The sequence below is a fragment of the Fibrella rubiginis genome (assembly GCF_017353185.1).
Taxonomy (GTDB): domain Bacteria; phylum Bacteroidota; class Bacteroidia; order Cytophagales; family Spirosomataceae; genus Fibrella; species Fibrella rubiginis.
This window is the reverse complement of sequence record NZ_JAFMYV010000003.1, coordinates 408432-426567: the sequence shown is the minus strand read 5'-3', so window position 1 is coordinate 426567 and position 18136 is coordinate 408432. Positions and strand designations below refer to the sequence as shown.

Annotated in this window: 15 protein-coding genes; 10 read left to right on the top strand and 5 right to left on the bottom strand. The window is 54.4% G+C overall.

What is annotated here, in order from left to right; genetic code table 11:
- Positions 1-9 precede the first annotated feature (9 nt).
- Positions 10-648, bottom strand: coding sequence for a porin family protein (locus J2I47_RS08670; protein ID WP_207364164.1), 639 nt, complete (start codon positions 646-648; stop codon positions 10-12).
- 656 nt (positions 649-1304) lie between these two features.
- Here J2I47_RS08670 and J2I47_RS08665 point away from each other — a divergent pair.
- Entirely contained in the window at positions 1305-1757 is a 453-nt protein-coding gene (locus tag J2I47_RS08665) for a response regulator (protein WP_229374420.1), read from the top strand.
- Between the two features lie 14 nt (positions 1758-1771).
- Complete coding sequence (locus J2I47_RS08660; RefSeq protein ID WP_207364163.1) at positions 1772-3256, top strand: hybrid sensor histidine kinase/response regulator; 1485 nt, start codon at positions 1772-1774, stop codon at positions 3254-3256.
- A 25-nt stretch (positions 3257-3281) separates the two neighbouring features.
- On the opposite strand, the gene J2I47_RS08655 is transcribed toward J2I47_RS08660, so the two are convergent.
- Both J2I47_RS08655 and J2I47_RS08650 read right to left on the bottom strand, forming a co-directional pair.
- Positions 3282-3860: a hypothetical protein gene (locus tag J2I47_RS08655; RefSeq protein ID WP_207364162.1), complete on the bottom strand. Its 579-nt coding sequence runs from the start codon at positions 3858-3860 to the stop codon at positions 3282-3284.
- Between the two features lie 9 nt (positions 3861-3869).
- The gene (locus J2I47_RS08650) at positions 3870-5306 is read right to left on the bottom strand and encodes a BamA/TamA family outer membrane protein (RefSeq protein WP_207364161.1); all 1437 of its coding nucleotides are present in this window, start codon (positions 5304-5306) and stop codon (positions 3870-3872) included.
- 266 nt (positions 5307-5572) lie between these two features.
- On the opposite strand from J2I47_RS08650, the gene J2I47_RS08645 reads away from it, so the two are divergent.
- The 5 genes from J2I47_RS08645 (at position 5573) to J2I47_RS08625 (ending at position 12532) form a co-directional block, all read left to right on the top strand.
- Positions 5573-7075, top strand: a complete 1503-nt coding sequence (locus tag J2I47_RS08645; protein ID WP_207364160.1) for an MFS transporter — start codon at positions 5573-5575, stop codon at positions 7073-7075.
- 147 nt (positions 7076-7222) lie between these two features.
- Positions 7223-8164, top strand: coding sequence for a carbohydrate kinase family protein (locus J2I47_RS08640; protein WP_207364159.1), 942 nt, complete (start codon positions 7223-7225; stop codon positions 8162-8164).
- 12 nt (positions 8165-8176) lie between these two features.
- Complete coding sequence (locus tag J2I47_RS08635; RefSeq protein WP_207364158.1) at positions 8177-9934, top strand: DUF885 domain-containing protein; 1758 nt, start codon at positions 8177-8179, stop codon at positions 9932-9934.
- Positions 9935-10075: 141 nt separating this feature from the next.
- Positions 10076-10711 (top strand): gluconate 2-dehydrogenase subunit 3 family protein, encoded by a 636-nt coding sequence (locus J2I47_RS08630; RefSeq protein WP_229374418.1) that lies wholly within the window; start codon positions 10076-10078, stop codon positions 10709-10711.
- Positions 10712-10813: 102 nt separating this feature from the next.
- The gene (locus tag J2I47_RS08625; protein WP_207364157.1) at positions 10814-12532 is read left to right on the top strand and encodes a GMC oxidoreductase; all 1719 of its coding nucleotides are present in this window, start codon (positions 10814-10816) and stop codon (positions 12530-12532) included.
- Between the two features lie 181 nt (positions 12533-12713).
- On the opposite strand, the gene J2I47_RS08620 is transcribed toward J2I47_RS08625, so the two are convergent.
- Positions 12714-13178, bottom strand: a complete 465-nt coding sequence (locus J2I47_RS08620; RefSeq protein WP_207338594.1) for an Lrp/AsnC family transcriptional regulator — start codon at positions 13176-13178, stop codon at positions 12714-12716.
- 212 nt (positions 13179-13390) lie between these two features.
- On the opposite strand from J2I47_RS08620, the gene J2I47_RS08615 reads away from it, so the two are divergent.
- Together J2I47_RS08615 and kbl are read left to right on the top strand one after the other, a co-directional pair.
- A complete protein-coding gene (locus tag J2I47_RS08615; RefSeq protein WP_207364156.1) occupies positions 13391-14341 on the top strand; it encodes an NAD-dependent epimerase/dehydratase family protein in 951 nt (316 codons plus the stop codon).
- Between the two features lie 194 nt (positions 14342-14535).
- On the top strand, positions 14536-15741 hold the full coding sequence (gene kbl, locus J2I47_RS08610) for a glycine C-acetyltransferase (RefSeq protein ID WP_207364155.1): 1206 nt from the start codon (positions 14536-14538) through the stop codon (positions 15739-15741).
- A gap of 285 nt (positions 15742-16026) precedes the next feature.
- Here kbl and J2I47_RS08605 read toward each other — a convergent pair whose 3' ends face one another.
- Positions 16027-16305 (bottom strand): hypothetical protein, encoded by a 279-nt coding sequence (locus J2I47_RS08605; protein ID WP_207364154.1) that lies wholly within the window; start codon positions 16303-16305, stop codon positions 16027-16029.
- Between the two features lie 177 nt (positions 16306-16482).
- Here J2I47_RS08605 and J2I47_RS08600 point away from each other — a divergent pair, with 177 nt between their 5' ends.
- The gene (locus tag J2I47_RS08600) at positions 16483-18117 is read left to right on the top strand and encodes an NFACT RNA binding domain-containing protein (RefSeq protein ID WP_207364153.1); all 1635 of its coding nucleotides are present in this window, start codon (positions 16483-16485) and stop codon (positions 18115-18117) included.
- Positions 18118-18136: the final 19 nt, after the last annotated feature.

Sequence of the window (18136 nt, the reverse complement as noted above, 5' to 3'; positions counted from 1 at the left end):
TTTTATACTTTAATTGAATGAGTAGCCGATGCTCAGCAGACCTACGCCGTTGCGTGCATTGTTGAGTACAGCCCGTGAAGCAGTCGTGTTAGCAATTTTCTGGATACCCTGCTCGTAACGTACGCCGACCAGCAACTGGCCGAAGAACACGTTAACGCCACCCGCCAAACCGTAATCGACGCGGTTAAATTGGTCAGGGTTCAGGTTTGTGCCTGTGCTTAACAGGCTACCCTCCGATTTTACATTCGAATTGAGCAGGTACCCCACGTAGGGACCAGCCTGGATTTCGGCGAAATCACCCAGCTTCAGTGTAGCCAGTACGGGCAATTCCAGGTAATTGATGTTAAAGGAATTTCTGCCTGTGCTCCCCAGCACATTGTAGCCGGCCGATGCACCCTTGTTAATGTAAAGCAACTCGGGCTGAATGGCGAAGGCCGAACCTACAGGTACTTGCGTAAACACACCTGCATGAAAGCCAATACGTTCTTTCCGGTCATTTAGGCTGGTGTTGTCATAGAATAATGAGCTAGCTGACAAACCTGCTTTAATACCTGTACGGGGACGCGTCTGGGCGCTGGCATCAGTAGTGTGAAGGGTTAGGCCTGCAGCGATGGCCGCGAGAGCGCCAATTTTGAGGTACGTTTTCATAGCGTAATGTTGAGTTGGATAAAGCGTGTTGTAATGTGCTTTTGCCTTTTATCCATCACAATATCATGCCATTTGCATGAAGAATATGTGCGTTTTCGTAGTAACACTTTGATTGTCAATAAGTAAACCTGCGCCCTGTGTGCAGGTCGGTGATGGCTTAAAGCGCAATCGATTGAATTGAGTGCGTACGAGATTCCACACTTTCGGAATGGAAGCCCCCAACTAGAGCAGTTAAATGCAGTCTGTCTAAACCGCTGTTGCGTGTTATGGCCGGGTTACGAATACGCCAACTATTGCAAAAAGATGATCTCCGGTGGTGGCGCTGGCGACGGTATAGACCGCTAGTGCTGTTTCGTGGTTTGGCAAGGTACCTTTGCTGTGGCCTATGCGGCAACCATCGTTTTGATCAATATGGCGGCAACCAAATTATACAGACGCACCGGTGGTTAAACGGTTATGATGAGTATCCAGGAACAGATATTGGCTTAGCCATTGTGCAGAAAGCTACCGAAAATCATGCTGGACTCGTCCTGGTTCATCTCTGACCAGATCGTCGCACGTTGATCTATGTGTATTTACCCATAGGCTAGGTAGTGATTTACGGTTATCTTCGTACAGTTGCATAACAGCCTCTTCATTCGTTATTGCCTTCATATATGATGCTATCTTCTGAAATACAGCCTTCGACTACGATTTTAATCGCCGATGATGACGCAGACGACCGGCTGTTTATGGCCGAGGCCTTGCGGCAAAATCAATTTGGCAGTACCGTTAAGTTTGTCGAAGACGGCGAAGAACTGATGAATTACCTGACGTGTGCTAATGGTTTCACCGTCGAAAATGCACCGCGTCCAAGTCTGATCTTGCTGGATTTGAATATGCCCCGGAAAGATGGATTTGAGGCCCTTAAAGAGATCAAGACAAACCCTCATCTGTGCCGCTTGCCGGTTGTGGTGTTATCTACATCGTCGGCCAAAGAAGACGTAAAACGCGCCTACGGTCTGGGAGGCAATTCATTTATCACTAAACCACATAACTTTAGTCGGCTAACCGAACTCATGGGTTCACTGAAGCTCTATTGGATGGAAACTGTTCAATTGCCGGATTGATAATACCTCACGTTATGACCACTTCGCTACCCGACTCAGAAAGCGATATTATTGATAATCAGCAGCTTGTACGTGTTCTGTTGGTGGAAGACGATGAAGATGACTACATCTTGACCCGTACGCTCATGAGCGCCCCGGAAAACCGGAACCTGCGGTTAGACTGGGTAGAAGGCTATGATGAGGCACTGGAACGCATTCTGGCCAGTGACTACGATGTTTACCTGATCGATTACCGATTGGGCCAACGCACAGGCATTGAGTTGATTCAGGAGGCTGCCCGGGCCGGTTGCCATTCGCCCATGATCCTGCTCACGGGGCAGGACGATAAATCAGTCGACTATTCGGCAATGGCCATTGGAGCCGCCGATTACCTTGTGAAAGGCCGGATCGACTCGCAGCTGTTGGGGCGTAGTATTCGCTATGCCCTGCGGCAGGCCGAATCGCTGGCCGAACTGCTGGAGCAGGAAAACAAGTACCGGTCGCTGTTTGAACGGTCTATCGACGCCATCTTCGTGGCCGACCAATCCATGCATTTCCTCGACGTGAACCCATCTGTTGAGCACCTGCTGGGCTACACCCGCGACGAACTGCTGAAGCTGAACCCTGCCCGGCTATTTGATCAGTTTGACAAACTGCGTGAGATGCGTTTTTCGGTGCGCGAGTTTACCCAGATCAAAGATTTCGAAGCCGTGTTAGTGAGTAAGCAGGGCCGCAAGCGCATCTGCCTTATCTCGATCTGGGCCGTGGAAGATGCCAACGGCCGCCCCGTCTGGTACCAGGGTATCGTACGCGACATTACCGACCAGAAAAAAGCGCAGCAGGAACTGATTATTGCTGAAAAGCTAACCATGACGGGTAAACTGGCCCGTAGCATTGCTCACGAAGTGCGTAATCCACTGACCAACCTAAGCCTGGCGCTGGATCAGTTGGTTGATGAACTGGGAGAGCAAAATGAAGATACCCAGCTGTATACCGACATCATTGGCCGCAATGTGGAGCGTATTGGTGCCCTGATCACCGACATGCTCAACTCCTCGAAGCCGCGTGAACTTGACCGCCGCCCGCAAGACCTGAACGATATTGTGCGCGAAACGCTGGGCTTTGTTACCGACCGCATCAAGCTGAAGCAAATGACGTTGATTACTGACTTCAGCACCCATGACTGCACCGCCAACCTGGACCGGGAACAGTTGCGGATTGCGTTCACCAACATTTTCATCAACGCTGTGGAGTCGATGGAGCCGGAGCACGGCAAGCTGGTAGTACGCACTATGTGCCTCGAAGATTCGCAGGTGTGTGTGGTGATTGAAGATAACGGCGCGGGTATTCCCCCCGAAAACCTGCAACGCCTGTTTGACCCCTTCTTTACTGGTAAACAGAGTGGTATGGGACTGGGCCTGACCGCCACCCAAAATATTGTGAACAGCCACAAAGGGCATATCGACGTAGATAGTCACGTTGGGATTGGTACTACGTTCAGGCTGACATTCCCAAAGTAACCGCTCACCCCGCAGGGAGGATCAGTCATCTCGCCGCGGGCACTTTACCAATCTTTAGCACCAGGCCATATTCTTTGGCCTTTGATACGTCTTTGAGCGTGACGGTACCGTCCTGCCAGGTGTAAACGCCCGCCTTAGGCTGGGCTGAACCGTAGCGCGCATTGTAGTAGGCGATCAGATCCTGCTGATAAGTGCGCACGCTGGCCGGGTTGTTCAGGTACAAATCCACCCGGATGCCCGATACCTTTCCGGATTCAGTAAAGTATTGATAATCAACTGACTCCAGATTGTCAAATTCTATGCTATAGCCCACGTGGGTGGCATCTTCTTCAAAGGGACGTTCGGTTTCGGGTGCTTTGGCAGCGGCGAAAGCATCGCCCAGGTTAACCCGTTTCCAGTCATAACTGGGCGTGAGGCTCAGGCTGTTGATGCGGGCCGATGTTGCTGGCGCTGCCGTTGTAGATGCCGCTGCCGGAACCGTAGTCAGGGTAGAATCGATGGCCGTGCCCACGCGGTTTTCAACGCGATTCGATTCTGTTGAAGGACGTGAGGTGCAGGCAGCCAGAAGAAGTGTAACTAACGCAGGCAGGACGAGGTGTTTCATGCCTCAAAATTACAATTCGCGCTGGATGTTGAGGAAAAAGCCCGGCTCCCGTTGTGCGTTTACCACCCCGCTGAACCGCACCACCAGGTTATAGAACGTGACCACGTCAAGGCTGGCTCCGTAGCCATAGAGCCATCGGTTAGCCAGTCGGCTTTGGTAGCGTTCGGCCACGGGGCTGCTTACGTAGCCTGCATCGCCAATGAGCGACACGTAGGCCGAAATAGGCAGGGTGTTAAACTGCTTCACGTGCAGCCAGTTAAGCTGCTTTACCGTGGAAAATAGCCGGTAGCGAATGTTGTTCCTGAACAATGCATACCGCTGACCTTCAATAATATACAATTCATAGCCCCGCAACACGTCGTCGCCGTTGCCCAGGCCCCGGAGATTATAATACGGCTGTCTGTTGGTCCAGACCGAGCGTAGGCGAACCGTAGACGCTGCAAAAAATCGCTTGCCAAGTGGCCAGTAGTGGCTTAATCCCAACGTTAAATCGGTTTGCTTCAGGTCGGCGTTGGGTAGCCAGCCCATGTGAGCCAGTACGCCCGTGGCCAGGGTGCCCCGTAGCGGGTAGGCTACATTGTCGCGACGGTCATAGCGGTAGCTGTACGACAGCGTGGCGAACTTTTGTGCGCGGCGGCCGTCCAGAAAATAGTCGGGGTTGAGGCGGGCTACGGTGTCGGCAATGGTGTTGCGACTGTAGCGGGCTTCCAGTTCGTGAAAATGATAGAACCCGTCGCGGCGGGTAATGCCAATGCTGGTGGTTAGCCGCGAGCGCAGGCTCTCCAGTACTGCCGGACGGATATACACCCATTTGTCGGTAAAAGTGCGGTAGGCTATCTCGCGGTTGGTGGCATAGTAGAAATCGGCGTTGACCCCGTACCGTTGCGCTTTGTCGAAATAGGGGCGGTCATAGGAAAGAATGTATTTGTCCGTAAAACCAGTCTGGGCCAGTGCCGTGAGCTTGTCATTACGGCCCGTAAAGTTTTTCCAGTCGAGGCGCAGACCATAGTTTGTGCGGCGGATGTCGTGGCCCCGGTCATACCACCACTCATTGAGGTTGCGGTCGGCCAGTTCGAAGATGGGGGCTACAAAAATGTACCAACGCTCTTTCAGGGTCACCACCACATCGAGCGGCCGGTAGTCGGGCGGGGCGGTGGTATCTTCCACGGCCGCTACATCGACGGTGACAAAGAGGTTGGTGTTGGTGATTTTGCGCTGATCCCAGGCTACTTTCTGGGCCAGGTCGGTTCGACTGATAGTGTCTCCTGCCAGCAGGGCCATTTCCCGCCTGATGATTCGGTCGCTGGTGCGGGCATTTCCGCGCAACGTGACCGACCGCACCACCAGCGCGTCGAGGCTTCGGCTCCCCCGGCTCCCCACCGAATCGGGCGGAGGCAGCGGAGCCGACAGGATGCAGCTGGTGAGGAGCGTGAGCAGTAAAGACATAGTGGTGGATAAGGCGGAGAGATCTACAGCATAAGTAGTGTATTACTGTGAAAGATAAGCCAATATCCCGAATGGCTCTGTGGTACATACGCGTTAAACCAGCCAATGGGTTGCGCAAAGTGCCTGAGACACCTTGTTGTTTAACCAGCTTTGGCCCCAATAAGCTATAAACAAAATAACCCAACTCCATCGTCAAATCATGCAACGGGCTGCGTAATATTGTTGTATAGTTAACCTTACATGCTGTTTCAATAACCAGCTAATCTATGCAGACTGACCAAGCGCCAAGCGTGGCCCAAGCTACTTCCCGCCCGAACCTCTCGTTCTGGCAAATCTGGAACATGAGTTTCGGGTTCTTGGGTATTCAATACGGCTTTGGCCTACAACAGGCCAACATGAGCCCCATTTACCGTTATCTGGGCGCCGACGAGGCGTCTATTCCGGGGCTCTGGCTGGCCGGGCCGCTTACCGGGCTGTTGCTCCAACCCATTATCGGGGCCGTGTCTGACCGGAGCTGGTCGCCTACGTGGGGACGGCGCAAACCGTTTATTCTGGTGGGTGCGCTTATGGGCAGTATTGCCATGTTGCTGATGCCCAATTCATCAACAGTCTGGATGGCGGCGGGCCTGATGTGGATGCTCGATGCGGGCCTGAACTCAGCGATGGAGCCTTTCCGGGCGTTTGTGGGCGACATGCTCAACGAAAAGCAGCGGCCTACCGGTTTCGCCGTACAGTCATTCATGGTTGGTTTCGGCCAAACGCTGGCCAACTGTATGCCTTATATTTTGCCCTTTATTGGGGTGTCCATGCTGGTGAGTGCCAGTGAGTTGGCCAATGGTATTCCCAATTCGGTGCGGTATCCGTTCTACATTGGTGCGGCGGCTATCCTGATTGCTGTAGTCTGGACCATGCGCACCACCAAAGAGTACCCGCCCGTTGATGAAAGCTACAAGCTGCATCCGGTCTTCACCGACGAACAAAAAAAATCAATTTCCTTTTGGCACCTGGCGCTCGCTTTGGGGGCGGCTGTACTAGCTTTCTTCTTTGCTGCCCGCCTCGGTGGCATTGCCAATGGCCTGATCTGGGGTGTAGGCGTCATGGCCGGTGGTTACCTGGTGCTGATGCTGCCCGTTTTCAAAGAAGTGCTGGCTTCGCTGTCTGAGATGCCTACCGTCATGAAGCAACTCTGGTGGGTGAAGTTTTTTACCTGGTATGGCCTGCCGCTGATGTGGCAGTACCTATCACTGGCGGTGGCCAAGTATGCCTTCGACGCGCCCAATGCGGTCTCAAACAAGGCTGGCTTTGAAGCGGGTACCAAGTGGGGCGGGCTGTGTTTTGCTATGTTCAGTATCTCCTGCGCCGTTATTTCCATCTTTATTCCACGCATTGCCAAAGCCATTGGCAGTGCCCGCGCCACCCATGCCGTATTCCTGTGCATCGGTGCACTGGGCTTTTTCCTGACGCTGACGTCAAATGATAAACTGATTTATCTCGTCGGAATGGCCATTATTGGGTTAGCCTGGGGTTCTATCATGTCGATGCCTTACCTGATGCTGGCGAGTGCTGTGCCCAAAGAAAAAATGGGCGTATATATGGGTATCTTCAATGGTTTCATCTGCGTACCGCAGTTCATTGGTATGCTTACCGTGCCGCTTTTCTACAAAACGCTCCTCGGCGACGACCCTCGCAACGCACTGGTACTAGCCGGCGTCTGCATGCTACTGGCCGCCGCGTCCTGCTTCCTGGTGAAAGCACCGAAGGCAGTTTAGAGGTCGAAGTTTAAAGTCTAACGTCTAATGTCCAAAGTTAGCTGACGCAGATGTATGCTGACGCACAAAACGAGTACGCATGAGCAGGCTCATGCGTCAGCTAACTTTGGACCTCAAACTTTAGACTTTGAACCAGTTTTCCTTCCCATGCCCAATTCCTCCAAACTCATCCTCTCTGTCGGCGAATTGCTAGTCGATTTCATTGGTCATCATGTCTCTGCCAGCCTGTTCGATTCGCCTGATTTTCGGCGCTATCAGGGGGGCAGTCCCGCCAATATGGGTGCCAATATGGCCCGGCTGGGCAACCGCGTGGCCCTGGTGGCCTGCGTCGGCGACGATAACCTGGGCAAGTTTCTGGTGCAGCGCGTAGCCGAAACGGGCGTTGACACCCAGTACATTGCCACTGACCCCAACGAACCAACCAGTATTGTGGTGGTGTCACGCACATCGGGAACGCCCGATTTTATTGCTTACCGCACTGCCGACTGCCAGATTCGCCCCGAATACCTGCCCGATTCGTTGCTGGCTCAGGCATCTATTTTCCATACCACCTGTTTTGCCCTAAGTCGCCAGCCTGCTCAGCAGGCCATTGTTGAAGCCGCCGAACGGGCCGCCTCTTTAGGTGCGCAGGTAAGCGTAGATGCCAACTATGCCCCCAGTATCTGGCCCGACCGGGCGCAGGCGTGGACCGTGCTGAGTCGTTACTGTGCCACCGGGGCCTTTATCAAACTCAGCGAAGACGATGCCACCCGCCTTTACGGCGAACCTCAAACCACCGAGCGCGTTCTGGCCGACCTTCATGCTATGGGAGCCAAACTGGTCTGCTTTACCCTCGGGGCCGAAGGAAGTCTGGTGTCCTTCGACGGGGGGGTAGAAACCGTACGCATTACGGGTCGTAAAGTTGACGTGGTTGATGCCACCGGCGCGGGCGATGCCTACTGGGCAGGTTTCCTGACGGCCTGGCTCGATGGTCGCGACCCCACCGATTGTGCGCAGGCCGGTGCCAATCTGGCGGCTATTAAGCTCAAACAAGCCGGTCCTATGCCTCCGTCTGTCAATCGGGCCGTGCTTTATACAGGGCACCTTTAATTTTTATAGGCAGTGAAGAATGGTAAGCAGCAGCAGGCAGTGGCCGTAGGCAGGGGGTTAATTACCATCCTTTCCTCCGTCCTTATCTTCGCTTCTTGCCAGACAAAACCGAAGGTCGCCACATCAGCTTATGCCGATCTGCGCGACGACTATCTGGCGGCTTATTATGCCAGCAACCCCGAAGCGGCGGTGTTTTTGGGCAAGCACGAGTTCGACGGGAAGCTTGACCTGCCAACCCCGGCGTATTGGCAAAAGCAACGCGCTGAACTGGCCCGTTTCGATTCGGCTTTTGCGCGGTTGGATACGACCCAATTGTCTGCTGATGAACAGATTGACTATCGACTGATGCAGGCGCATGTGCAAAGCGAGATCAACAGCATTGATAGCATCCGCGTGGCGGAAGACCCGTACACGTACACCGTCGATTTTAGTTCGTACGTAGAGCGTACGTTTGGTACACCCGCGGGCCGGATGAAATCGGTGATTGAGAAGGCGCGGCTCGTGCCCGACTGGGTAGCGGCAGTGAAAGAGAACATCGGCCCGCATCCTTCCCGCGAACACGTGCTGGTGGCTATCGACGCCCAAAATGGCACCGCCGATTACCTGTTGGGCGAGGTGCAGCAGGCCTTTGCCAAAACGGGTACTACCGCGGAGCAGCAAGAACTGACATCAACAACGAAACAAGCCGCCGAAGCCCTGCGGGGACTGGTGAGCCACCTGCAAAAAACCGTGCTGCCCCGCGCTACAGGCTCGTTTGCCATTGGGCGGGGCAATTTACGGCGGATGCTCCTGTACAATGAACACCTGGCCGCCAACCCCGACAGCCTGCTGGCCGTGGGTATGGCTAACCTCCGTCGCGAACAGGCCGAATTCGCCCTTGCCGCCCGTGTTATCGACCCTACCAAAACGCCCATTCAGGTGTTCCGCCATATGCAGCAGGAACACCCTGCCGCCGATAAACTGGTTGCCAGCACAAACGCTCACTGCGAAGCCATACGGCAGTTTTTGCTCGATAAGAAGATTGTGTCAGTCCCTTCTGAAGTGCGGGCAACCGTAACGAAGACGCCCGAATTTATGGTAGGTGCCACGGCCGCCATGAATACGCCGGGACCGTTTGAAGATAAAGCCGCCGCACAGGCGTATTACTACGTTACACTGCCTAAAAAAGCCTGGTCCGCCCGCCAGCAGGAAGAATGGCTCGCGCAGTTTAACCGCTATGTGGCCGAGGTGATCTCCATTCATGAAGCGTATCCGGGCCATTACGTGCAGTTTTTGCACCTCAATGCCTCGCCTGTGAGCGAGGTGCGGAAGGTGTTCAGCAGCTACGCATTTGTGGAAGGCTGGGCGCATTACACCGAGCAGATGATGCTGGAAGAAGGCTTCGGCAACACCGATCCAAAAACCGCCGCCAAGTATAAAATGGCCCAGCTGTCGGAGTCGCTGTTGCGGTATTGCCGGCTGGTGTGCGCCATCAATCTGCACACCCATGGCTGGACGGTGGATCGGGCAACGAAATTTATGCAGGCCAACTGTTATTACGAAGAAAAACCTGCTCACGAAGAGGCGCTGCGTGGCACCTATGACCCCGGATACCTCTCTTACTCGCTGGGAAAGCTTCAGTTGCTGGCACTGCGCAGCGAATACCGGCAACAGATGGGTAAATCCTTCAGCCTAAAGACCTTTCATGACCGGGTGCTTGACCAGGGTATGCTGCCCGTCAATGAGTTAAGACGGGTATTATTGGCGCCGCCCGTGCGAGCCGCACAATAGTGATCTACAGGATAAGAATGAGCACTTAATGGCTCTTTAACGTCCAGTTTTAAGCCTGCTTTATCCTAAACCGTTGGCAAATTCATATCTTTATACTACCGAAAATCGTTTTAATACAGTACGTTAAATCATCTTACTCCTATGAATAGACGCGATGCCCTTATGCGGGTGGCTACGTTGGTTGGTGCTACCGTAGCACTACCCGCGCTGGGTCATTCCGCGATGGCCGACACGCTCGAAGCCTCGGCCGCACAACGGGTGGCCACCGGTAAACCCGTGCTTTTCACGGCCGACCAGGATGCCCTCGTGGCTGACCTGGCCGACGTTATTATTCCAACAACCAACACGCCCGGAGCCAAGGCCGCGAAGGTGAACGAAATCATTGACGTGGTACTGAAAGACTGCTACAAAAAGCCCGATCAGCAACGCTTTATTGATGGCCTCACCCAGACCCAGAAAATGAGTCAGGATGCCTACGGCAAAACGTTCAGCCAACTGGACAATGCCCAGCGCATTGAGATTATGAAAAAGCTGGAAGCTGATGCCAAAGCGCAGAAAGCAGAGATGGCCCGTGCCGTAGCTGGGCAGCAGGATGTACAGATTCCCGCTGCAAAGCGCAACGTGACGCCCTTCTTCAGCATGCTGAAAGACCTAACGCTGATGGGCTACTTCACGTCGGAAATCGGCGCGACACAAGCCCTTGAGTACGTGGCTATTCCCGGCCGCTACGACGGTTGTGTACCCCTCAAGCCCGGTCAGAAGGCCTGGGCCATCTAAAAAACCAGTTCAAGGTTTAAAGTCTAAGGGTCAAGGTGTTGCGGAGCAGTTCTGTCCGCGCAACTTTAGACATTGAACGTTGAACATTGAACTCATTTTTCAATGAACTTGAACATCGACGCCCAGAAAGACATGACCTACGACGCTATCGTGGTTGGGTCGGGCATATCGGGTGGCTGGGCCGCAAAAGAACTAACCCAAAAAGGGTTGAAAGTGCTGATGCTGGAACGGGGCCGCGACATTAAACACGTGGAGGGCTACACCACCGCCACCAATAATCCCTGGGAGTTTCCGCACCGGGGGCGCGTGACCACGCAGGCCGCCGAAGAGTACTGGGCCAACATGCGTACGGGCTACACCGCCAACGAAGAGTGGCGGCACCATTTCGAAAACGATTCGCTGAATCCGTATATCGAAAAACGCCCTATGGACTGGATTCGGGGGTATCACGTGGGTGGTCGGTCGTTGATGTGGGGTCGGCAGAGCTACCGCCACAACGAGGAAGACTTCATGGCCAACCTCAAAGATGGCATCGCTGTCGACTGGCCAATCCGCTATGCTGATCTGGCTCCCTGGTACACCTATGTGGAAGGCTTTGCTGGTATCAGCGGCTCAAAAGACGGCCTGAGCGTATTGCCCGACGGCAATTACCTGCCTCCTATGCAGATGAACTGCGTAGAGAAGGAAGTGAAAGCACGGGTGGAAAAAGCCTTTGGTAAACGTCACATCACGATGGGCCGCACCGCCCACCTCACCGATCCCAAAGCGGTGCATACAGAGTTGGGTCGGGCTGCCTGTCAATACCGCAATCAGTGCATGCGTGGCTGTCCGTTTGGGGCTTATTTCAGCACCCAATCAGCCACGTTGCCAGCGGCAGTTGCCACTGGTCGGCTCACGCTTCGCCCCGATTCAATCGTGGCCGAAGTGCTGTATGACGACAAAAAAGGCGTAGCCACCGGCGTTCGGGTAATTGACCAGAACACGCTGCAAACGCGCGACTACTTCGCCAAAATCATCTTCCTCAACGCCTCGGCGTTTGGTAGCACGTCGATTTTGATGAATTCTAAATCGAGCCGCTTCCCCAACGGGATGGGTAACGACTCGGACCAACTGGGCCGCAACATCATGGACCACCACCTGGGCGTGGGTGCCTCTGGTGACTTCGAGGGCATGGAAGACCAGTATTACTACGGTCGTCGGGCCAATGGCGTCTACGTACCCCGCTACCGCAACTGGGACGGCGACAAGCGCGACTACATCCGGGGCTTTGGCTACCAGGGTGGCGCGAGCCGTGCCGGATGGAACCGGGGCAATGGTGCCGACGGTTTCGGTGCCGATTTCAAAGAATCACTCACCAAGCCCGGCCCCTGGTCGATGGGCCTGGGTGGTTTCGGCGAAGTGCTGCCCGACCCCAACAACCGCATGACCCTGTCGCCCGACAAGAAAGACAAGTGGGGTTTGCCGCTGATTGTTTTCGATGCCGCCTACGGCGAAAACGAAAAGAAGATGCGCAAAGACATGATGAACGACGCCGTGGAAATGCTGGAGGCAGCCGGCCTGAAAAATGTACGCGGCTATAACGACGAGAGCAAGCACCTGGGCATCGGTATCCACGAGATGGGCACCGCCCGCATGGGTCGCGACCCCAAAACGTCGGTGCTGAACAAGTGGAATCAGATTCACGCTGTGAAGAACGTATTCGTCACCGACGGTGCCGCCATGACGTCGGCCTCGTGCGTGAACCCGTCGCTCACCTACATGGCCCTCACCGCCCGCGCCGCCGACTTCGCCGTGAAAGCGATGAAGCGCAAGGATATTTAGGAAGAAGGAACGGAGTAAAGGAGTAATGGAAGAAGGGGTGGCTGACGCAAGCGTAATGCTGGGTTAGTCACCCCTTCTTCCGTTCTAGCCTTAGTGGGGTAGTGTGAATAGTGGCAACTGCTAGGTGGGGTAGCTCAGGACCAGCGGACGACCGCTGGTCCTGAGCTACCCCACTTCTTCTCTACGCTATGTGATACCCCAAATCGTGCTTAATTTCTTTCAGCACAAACGTGCTGTTGAGGACGCCGATGTTCTCGATTTGGGATAGCTTGTTTTTGACGAAATCGTGGTACTCGCCGAGGCTGCCGACGTGGATTTTTAAGAGAAAATCGACTTGCCCGGCCATGTGGTAGCACTCCTGCACCTCTTCCAGCTTCTGCACCTCTTCCTCGAACTTGTTGATGAACGCCTTGTCGTGGTAGCGCATAGACACCTGGCAGAACGCCATGATTGATTGGCCGAGCATGGCTTTGTCCAGCACGGCCACGTATTGCTTGATGTAGCCCAGGTTTTCCAAGCGGCGGATGCGCTCGTAGATGGGGGAGAGAGTGAGGTTCAGTTGGGCGGCCAGCTCTTTGGTGGTGAGCTTGGCGTCGGCCTGAAGCAGGCGTAACAAGCGCTTGTCGATGTCGTCTAGTGCATCCATGCCGAAAAATTTTCTACAGGGCGATTTCGTGTAAAAATAACGCCGTACTATTTGGGTCTAAAGTAGTAAATCGCCGGAATATTTACGGTCTGTGGCCAAAAAACGTCGGTTGTTCGTTGTATAGATAACTTTGTGCCGGAAATAGATGATGCGCTACAATGCCCATTTATTGCCGGAATAAACCTGTTTTTCAACGGAATCATCGACCCACTATGCAACGGGACACGGTATTGATTATTGGAGCCAACGGGCAAATCGGCACTGCGCTGCTCCCCCTTTTGCAGGAACAATTTGGCCACGACAACGTGATCGCCTCCGATCTTCGAAAGCCCACTCATAACACAGGGCCCTTTGATGTGCTGGATGCTACAGACCCCGATGCCCTTGCCGACCTGGTGCGGCGACATAAGATTACGCAGATTTACCACCTCGCGGCAGTGCTGTCGGCGAAGGGCGAGAGTGACCCGCTTTGGGCCTGGGATCTGAATATGAAGGCACTGCTCAACGTGCTGGAAGTATCGCGGGTGCAAAGGCTGCGCAAGGTGTTTGTGCCCAGTTCCATTGCCGTTTTTGGCGACGGTGCCCCCCGCAACAGTACGCCGCAAAACAGCGTGCTGAACCCCAGCACGGTATATGGCATCAGCAAAGTGGCCGCCGAAAACTGGCTGGCTTATTACCACAAACGGTATGGCCTCGATGTGCGGTCGCTGCGGTATCCGGGCGTGATTAGCTACCAGTCGATGCCCGGCGGTGGCACGACCGACTATGCCGTGTCCATTTTCCACGAAGCCGTTCAGGGTCACGCGTTCGATTGTTTTCTGGCCGAAGACACCCGTCTGCCCATGATTTACATGGACGATGCCCTGCGCGCCACGCTGGAACTGATGAACGCCCCCGCTGAACGCATCAGTGTACGCACGTCGTACAACCTGGCAGGAATGAGTTTCACCCCTGCGGAATTGACCGCCGCTATCCAACGTTATATACCTGAGTTGGTCGTGAACTACAAGCCCGATTTCCGGCAGGCCATTGCTGAATCGTGGCCTATGAGCATCGACGATTCAGCCGCCCGGCAGGACTGGGGCTGGAAACCCGCCTTCGACTTAGCCCGCCTGACGGAGGAAATGATCAATCATTTATCGGCCATGTATCAGCCAGCATAAAAAGTAGGGTAGCACGGATTTTTTTGGACAGGATTAGAGGGATTTTATGGATTGATAAGATTTTTTTCTTCACCATACAGCAGATGATTGGAGCGAAAGAGAAATCTCGTCAATCCATAGAATCCCTCTAATCCTGTTCAAAAAAATCCGTGCCAATCAGCGTCATCAGCGTTCTTTTTAAAAATCTAAGCCATATGTACGGAGCTATTAAAGACCAACTTCAGCAGGAGCTGAACAGCATTAAAGAGGCCGGTTTATACAAGACCGAGCGCATTATCGTGACGCCACAGTCGTCGGTGATTGCGGTGAAAGACGGGCGCGAGGTGCTCAACTTCTGCGCCAACAACTACCTCGGCCTGTCGTCGGACCCGGCGGTGATTCAGGCGGCGCACGATACGCTCGATAGCCACGGTTTTGGTATGTCGAGTGTGCGGTTTATTTGCGGCACGCAGGACATCCACAAAGAACTGGAGCAGCGCACCGCCGAGTTTGTGGGTGCCGAAGACTGCATCCTCTACGCGGCGGCGTTTGATGCCAACGGCGGCGTTTTCGAGCCACTATTGAACGAGGAAGACGCCGTTATTTCCGACGAAATGAACCACGCGTCTATCATCGACGGTATCCGGTTGTGCAAGGCGAAACGGTTTCGCTACAAGCACAATAACATGGTCGATCTGGAAACGCAGCTTCAGGCAGCAGCCGGTTCGCGCCGTATCCTGATCGTGACCGACGGCGTGTTCTCAATGGACGGCACCATTGCCCAACTCGACAAGATCTGTGACCTCGCCGACCAGTACAACGCGATGGTGATGGTTGATGAGTGCCACGCCAGCGGATTCGTGGGCAAGACCGGTCGCGGTACGCCCGAATATCGGAACGTGCTGGGCCGGATCGACATCATCACGGGCACGTATGGTAAGGCGCTGGGTGGCGCGTCGGGTGGCTTTACAGCGGCGCGGAAAGAGATCGTGGACCTGCTGCGGCAGCGGTCGCGGCCCTATCTGTTCTCCAACACGCTGGCCCCGGCCATTGTGGGTGCGTCGCTGAAAGTGCTTGATATGCTGCAAGAATCAACTGCCCTGCGCGACAAGCTGGAAAACAACACCCGTTATTTCCGTGAGGCCATGACAGCCGCCGGTTTCGATATTTTGCCCGGCGAACACCCCATTGTACCCATCATGCTCTACGACGCCAAACTGGCGCAGACTTTCGCCGCCAAGTTGCTCGACGAGGGTATTTACGTGATCGGGTTCTTCTATCCGGTTGTACCGCAGGGCAAAGCCCGTATTCGGGTGCAGATTTCGGCCAGTCACGAGCAGGAGCACCTTGAAAAAGCCATTGCTGCTTTCACCAAGATAGGGCAGGAACTAAGTGCGATTAAGCAGGAAATAGCAGCGTAATTGACTGATTGTTAATGAACAAGCCCCGCCCTGATTTGCTCAAGGCGGGGCTTATTGGTTAGTGTGCTACAACCAGATTAGCCGGGCGCTGATGGCTACGCGCGGGTTGCCGGAACGCCGGACCGCCTTCGACAAGCTCAGGGTGACAACAACCTTGAATCAATTCAGTGAACCTGACTCTAGTTTCCTGTCACCCTGAGCTTGTCGAAGGCGGTCCGGCGTTCCGGCAACCCGCGCGTAGCCATCAGCGCCCGGCTAATCTGGTTGTAGCACACCAATGTCCTTTTATTTCTTCGATTCGGCGTTGGAATCGCTGCCTGAACCTGTGGCATTGCCTGAATGACCATGACCGCCACGCTCGTTAGCTAGTTCGGTTTTGGTTTTGCCACCCGGCGTTTGCTGACGTCCCTGGGGTGAATGGTCATCCTCTTCGCTCTGCTTGCTGCTGTGCTTGCCGCGTGATGTCTTGCCCTGCTTTTCGTCAGGTACATTCGTATTTAGCTCGTGCTTCTTGGTTTTGTCGGCGGTATCGCGGACGGTCGGTTGCGTGGTTTGCTTGCTCATGTTGAGTTTCTTTAATGAACAATGTATAATGAACAATGTACAATGAGCTTGCGCATATGCAGGCTGACGCGTAAGCCCATTGTACATTGTTCATTATACATTGTTCATTAAACCCCCTTCCCGCCGCGTTGTTTACCTTTACCGAGGCAGTTGCCCCACATCTGGCCAGCCTTTTCCATGCACACTAACTACTATTTTCTGCGGCAGGTGGCGCCTGCGCTTCAGGAGCGGCTGCGCGGGCTGTTTTTCGTAGACTGCTTCAGTCAGGATCGCGACGAGGTGGTGCTGGTGTTTGCGCAGGCACGGGGCAAAATCAACTACTACAAGCCGTTCTTTATCAAAGCCTCGCTCCGCCCCGAATTTTCTGGTTTGCTCTTTGCTGACGATGTGCGCCGGGCACGAACCAACAGTGTCGACCTATTCGAGGCGCTCACCTCTGGGGCATCGGGGGAAGCTGATGAAGCGGGCGAAAAAGTAACCGAGCAGCCCGGAAAGGCCGTTTTGGGGGTGCGGTCGTTTCTGAATGAACGATGCCTGGCTATTGATCTGACGGATAATTACACGCTGCTATTCAAGTTTTTTGGTAACCGCCCCAACCTGCTGGCCTTCCACGAAAACATCGTAATCGAACTGTTCAACCACAAGCTGGCCGGCGACAACAACCTGCGCCTCGACACGCTCGACCGGCCCATCGACCAGTCAGAGGCGGCGTATGATGCGGCGGGTGGCGACTACCGGAAGCTGTTTCCTACGTTTGGCAAGGTAGTGCGCGCCTACCTGAATCAGCGCGCCGAAGAAGCCGGAAAACCAGTCGACTGGCCCTTGCTGCAGTCGGTGGTGGCGGAGTTTGAAACCCCAACCTATACACTGGTGCGGTTTGAGCACAAGCCCACGCTAAGCCTGGTGCCGATCAGCGAACCGTTGCGCACCTACACTGGGCCGCTGGAAGCGTCGAGCAGTTTTTACATTTCATTCAATGGCCAAAACAACGTTGAACGGGAGCGGGCTGAGGTACTTCGGCTGCTTGACAAACGGCTGAAACGGGCGCAATCGCAACTCGACGCAAACCTGCAACGGCTCATCAGCCGCGACGAGGGGCCAAGTCATGAAGAACTAGGCAACCTGCTGATGGCCAACCTCCACACGATTGACGTACGGCCCGGCGGACGATCACCAGAGACGGTGACGGTGGCCGATTTTTACCGGAACGACACGCCCGTAACGATCCGGCTTAAGCCTGAACTGTCGCCGCAGCGCAACGCCGAAATGTACTACCGGAAGTCGAAGAATGAGCGAATCGAGATCGACCATATTCACGAGCAAATTGCTCTCCGCGAAGCCGAAATAGCCCAAATCAAGGCCGACAAGGCGGTTATTGAGCCCATGCAGTCGCTGAAAGAACTGCGCAAATACATCAAGCAACATACCCTGCTCGATGCCGCCATCACAACCGACCCGACTGAATTGTTTAAGGAAGTGATTTACGAAGGCTTCACAATCAGGATTGGCAAAAATGCCAAAAACAACGACCTGCTCACGCAGCGATACACTTACAAAGACGACCTGTGGCTACACGCCCGCGACGTCTCAGGGTCGCACGTGGTGATCAAGTACCGGGCGGGCAAACCGTTTCCAAAAACGGTGATCGAACGCGCGGCCGAACTGGCTGCCTGGAACTCGAAACGCCGCACCGACAGCCTCTGCCCGGTCATTGTAACGCCCAAAAAATATGTCCGTAAACCAAAAGGCCTGGCTGAGGGCCAGGTCGTGGTAGAAAAAGAAGATGTGGTGCTGGTAGTGCCAAAAGGTTGAAATGATTTACGATGGACGA

What these genes read in the sequence shown, in the direction of transcription:
- J2I47_RS08670 (WP_207364164.1), bottom strand. Translation starts at nt 648, where the DNA reads ATGAAAACGTACCTCAAAATTGGCGCTCTCGCGGCCATCGCTGCAGGC.
- J2I47_RS08665 (WP_229374420.1), top strand. Translation starts at nt 1,305, where the DNA reads ATGATGCTATCTTCTGAAATACAGCCTTCGACTACGATTTTAATCGCC.
- J2I47_RS08660 (WP_207364163.1), top strand. Translation starts at nt 1,772, where the DNA reads ATGACCACTTCGCTACCCGACTCAGAAAGCGATATTATTGATAATCAG.
- J2I47_RS08655 (WP_207364162.1), bottom strand. Translation starts at nt 3,860, where the DNA reads ATGAAACACCTCGTCCTGCCTGCGTTAGTTACACTTCTTCTGGCTGCC.
- J2I47_RS08650 (WP_207364161.1), bottom strand. Translation starts at nt 5,306, where the DNA reads ATGTCTTTACTGCTCACGCTCCTCACCAGCTGCATCCTGTCGGCTCCG.
- J2I47_RS08645 (WP_207364160.1), top strand. Translation starts at nt 5,573, where the DNA reads ATGCAGACTGACCAAGCGCCAAGCGTGGCCCAAGCTACTTCCCGCCCG.
- J2I47_RS08640 (WP_207364159.1), top strand. Translation starts at nt 7,223, where the DNA reads ATGCCCAATTCCTCCAAACTCATCCTCTCTGTCGGCGAATTGCTAGTC.
- J2I47_RS08630 (WP_229374418.1), top strand. Translation starts at nt 10,076, where the DNA reads ATGAATAGACGCGATGCCCTTATGCGGGTGGCTACGTTGGTTGGTGCT.
- J2I47_RS08625 (WP_207364157.1), top strand. Translation starts at nt 10,814, where the DNA reads ATGAACTTGAACATCGACGCCCAGAAAGACATGACCTACGACGCTATC.
- J2I47_RS08620 (WP_207338594.1), bottom strand. Translation starts at nt 13,178, where the DNA reads ATGGATGCACTAGACGACATCGACAAGCGCTTGTTACGCCTGCTTCAG.
- J2I47_RS08615 (WP_207364156.1), top strand. Translation starts at nt 13,391, where the DNA reads ATGCAACGGGACACGGTATTGATTATTGGAGCCAACGGGCAAATCGGC.
- kbl (WP_207364155.1), top strand. Translation starts at nt 14,536, where the DNA reads ATGTACGGAGCTATTAAAGACCAACTTCAGCAGGAGCTGAACAGCATT.
- J2I47_RS08605 (WP_207364154.1), bottom strand. Translation starts at nt 16,305, where the DNA reads ATGAGCAAGCAAACCACGCAACCGACCGTCCGCGATACCGCCGACAAA.
- J2I47_RS08600 (WP_207364153.1), top strand. Translation starts at nt 16,483, where the DNA reads ATGCACACTAACTACTATTTTCTGCGGCAGGTGGCGCCTGCGCTTCAG.